The 2,885-nt window shown below is 72.6% G+C and carries 2 protein-coding genes and 2 pseudogenes; 3 read left to right on the top strand and 1 reads right to left on the bottom strand.

Features of this window, described 5'->3' with window-relative positions; translation table 11 throughout:
- Positions 1-50: 50 nt before the first annotated feature.
- Positions 51-203 (bottom strand): annotated as a pseudogene (locus ABZ281_RS44640) (glycerate kinase); the annotation flags it as partial.
- Positions 204-349: 146 nt separating this feature from the next.
- Between ABZ281_RS44640 and ABZ281_RS44635 the strand changes: the two are divergent.
- The 3 genes and pseudogenes from ABZ281_RS44635 to ABZ281_RS44625 all read left to right on the top strand — a co-directional run bounded on the left by ABZ281_RS44635 (position 350) and on the right by ABZ281_RS44625 (position 2,773).
- A complete protein-coding gene (locus tag ABZ281_RS44635) occupies positions 350-1,423 on the top strand; it encodes an ADP-ribosylglycohydrolase family protein (RefSeq protein ID WP_356664022.1) in 1,074 nt (357 codons plus the stop codon).
- Between the two features lie 42 nt (positions 1,424-1,465).
- Positions 1,466-1,961, top strand: a pseudogene (locus ABZ281_RS44630) (NUDIX hydrolase).
- Between the two features lie 80 nt (positions 1,962-2,041).
- Positions 2,042-2,773: a Sir2 family NAD-dependent protein deacetylase gene (locus ABZ281_RS44625; RefSeq protein ID WP_356664020.1), complete on the top strand. Its 732-nt coding sequence runs from the start codon at positions 2,042-2,044 to the stop codon at positions 2,771-2,773.
- Positions 2,774-2,885: the final 112 nt, after the last annotated feature.

Here is a 2,885-nt window from a genome sequence, read left to right as displayed (position 1 = left end):
GTGCAACAAGGGCCGCAACGACAAGCCGGGCGCATGGGGCTACGTCACCGTAAAGTCTCGACCTCGAGGCCGGGCAGGACCCGGCGCAGTCCGGCCGTGACCCGCTCGGCGACCTCGACGGCCGTCAGCGACCCCTTGAACTTGTCCGCGGCGACGAGCACCCGCTGTGTCCCACGGGTGCCGCTCACTGCAGCGTCCGCCACTTGCACTCCCCTTGCTCTCCGGGCCCTCACGCATGTCAAGGCCAGTCGCGCCGCTGTGACCTTAACCGGAGGACACCCCAGCCGTCAGCATCTGCCCAACCCGCGGACGACGCGCCCACAGCCACCGAAGCGGGTAGACCGTAACCATGGCCCCTGCGCACACCGACACAGACCTGGCCGGCCGCATCCTCGGCGGCTGGACGGGCCGCATCGCGGGAAACATGCTCGGCAAGCCGGTCGAACAGGGCGAGGTGTGGACACGCGACCGCATCGACCGTTACCTCGGACAGGCCGCGGCCCTCCCCCTCACCGACTACCTGCCCGAGCCGATCAGCGAGCACGACGGGTTCGAGCTGCGCCCCGAATGGCGCCAGTGCGTCCGCGGCCGCATCCACGGCAGCTGCCGTGACGACGACATCGACTACGCGATCCTCGGCCTCGACCTGCTGGAGACCCACGGCTTCGGCTTCAGCACGGAGCAGGTCGGCGACCTGTGGCTGCTGCGGCTGCCGTATCTGCAGACGTTCACCGCCGAGCGGGTGGCGTACCGCAACCTCGCGGGCGGGCTGAAGCCGCCGCTGACGGCGACGTACGACAACCCGTACCAGGAGTGGATCGGCGCCCTCATCCGCGCCGACGTCTACGGCTGGACCTGCCCGGGTGCCCCGCGCCGGGCCGCCTTGCTGGCCCGCCGGGACGCGGTGCTGTCGCACACCGGCAACGGGGTCTACGGGGCGATGTGGGCGGCGGGGCTGATCGCGGCGGCGTTCACGGCGCCCACCGTGCGGCACGCCGTCGACGAGGCCCTGGCCGTGATCCCGGCGAGCAGCCGCCTGGCTCGCACGGTGCGGCGGGTGGTCTCGCTGCACGAAACCCGCATGTCCTGGGAGGACACGCTCACCACGGTCACCGAGGAGACCGCCGGCATGGGCTGGATCCACACCGTCCCGAACGCGGCCGTACTCACGGCCGGTCTGCTCTACGGCGACGGCGACTTCACCCGCACCATCACCCTGACCGTCCGCGGCGGCCTCGACACCGACTCCAACGGCGCGACCGCGGGTTCGGTGGCCGGCGTGTTCTGCGGGGCGGCCGCCATCCCCGACCAGTGGAAGACCCCGCTGGAGGACACGGTCCGCAGCGCGGTGTTCGGCTTCGACGGGGTGCGGATCAGCGAGCTGGCGCAGCGGACGCTGCGGCTGGCGGAGCCTGCGGCCTGACCGCCGGGGCAGGGGGCAGGGTCCGGTGGTTACCCTGCACCGATGACCACTTCTCCTGATTTCGCCACCTACATCGCCTCCCTGCCCCGCGTCCTGGCCGGCGCCGCCGCGCTGTTCCGGGACGGCGAGGGCCGTGTGCTGCTCGTCGAGCCCAACTACCGGGAGGGCTGGGCGCTGCCCGGGCGGCACCGTCGAGTCCGACGACGGCGAGACCCCGCGGCAGGGCGCGCGGCGCGAGACGGCCGAGGAGATCGGCCTGGACCGGGAGCTCGGCAAGCTGCTGGCGGTGGACTGGGTGCACGGCACGGGCCGCCCGCCGCTGGTGGCGTACCTGTACGACGGCGGGGTGCTGAGCGAGGACGAGCTCAAGACGATCCGTCTCCAGGAGGAGGAACTGCTCTCCTGGCGGCTGGTCGCGCGCGGGGAACTGCCCGAGTATCTGCCGGGATCCCTCGGCGGCCGCGTCCTGGCCGCGCTGGACGTGCTGGCGGACGGGTCCGGCACGGCGGAGCTGGAGAACGGCCGGCGGGTGTTCTGACCCGTCCGGCCGCTCACCCCGCGGCGTCCTGTTCGATAACCGCTCGCCGCCGCGCCGCGGCCCGTCCTACTGTCGGTGGCATGACCAAACCGCTCGTCGCCCTGCTCACCGGTGCCGGCATCAGCACGGATTCCGGCATCCCGGACTACCGCGGGCCCGACGGGCTGTGGCGGCGGGATCCCGAGGCCGAGAAGCTCGTCACGTACGAGCACTACATGGGCGATGCCGAGATCCGCCGCCGCTCCTGGCTGATGCGGCGGGAGACGGGGGCGCTGCGGGCCGAGCCCAACGCCGCGCACCGGGCGGTGGCGGAGCTGGAGCGGTCCGGGGTGCCGGTGCGGGTGATCACGCAGAACGTGGACGGGCTGCACCAGCTGGCCGGGATGCCCGCCCGCAAGGTGCTCGAACTGCACGGGTCGGCCCGCAGTGTCGTCTGCACCGGTTGCCACGTCCGCGGTCCGATGGCGGACGCGCTCGCCCGGGTCGAGGCCGGTGAGGAGGACCCGCCGTGCCTGGAATGCGGCGGGATCCTGAAGCCGGCGACGGTGATGTTCGGTGAGCGGCTCGACCCCGTCGTCCTCGGCGAGTCGGCCGCCATCAGCAAGGCCTGCCAGGTCTTCGTGGCCGTCGGCACGAGCCTTCAGGTCCAGCCCGCCGCCGGTCTCGCCGGTGTGGCCGCCGACCACGGCGCCCGCCTGATCATCGTCAACGCCGAGCCGACCCCGTACGACGACCGTGCCGACGAGATCGTCCGCGATCCCATCGGCACGGCACTGCCGGAGTTGCTGCGCGGGCTCGGGGAGACCCCCTAGCTAGCCGCGGCAGGCAGCGTTTGCCCGTTGAGGAGCGGCGTCCGGTGCATGCTCTCGGCGTGCCGGCCGGAAGCCCTCGTACTGGACGTACTCGGGGTTTCGGCCGGTGCGG

It is taken from the genome of Streptomyces sp. NPDC006265 (genome assembly GCF_040613555.1).
Classification (GTDB): Bacteria; Actinomycetota; Actinomycetes; order Streptomycetales; family Streptomycetaceae; genus Streptomyces.
The sequence above is the reverse complement of the archived record's forward strand: the minus strand, read 5'-3'. Positions and strand labels throughout refer to the sequence as shown.

Coding starts and splice junctions, on each gene's coding strand:
- ABZ281_RS44635 (WP_356664022.1), top strand. CDS start 350: ATGGCCCCTGCGCACACCGACACAGACCTGGCCGGCCGCATCCTCGGC.
- ABZ281_RS44625 (WP_356664020.1), top strand. CDS start 2,042: ATGACCAAACCGCTCGTCGCCCTGCTCACCGGTGCCGGCATCAGCACG.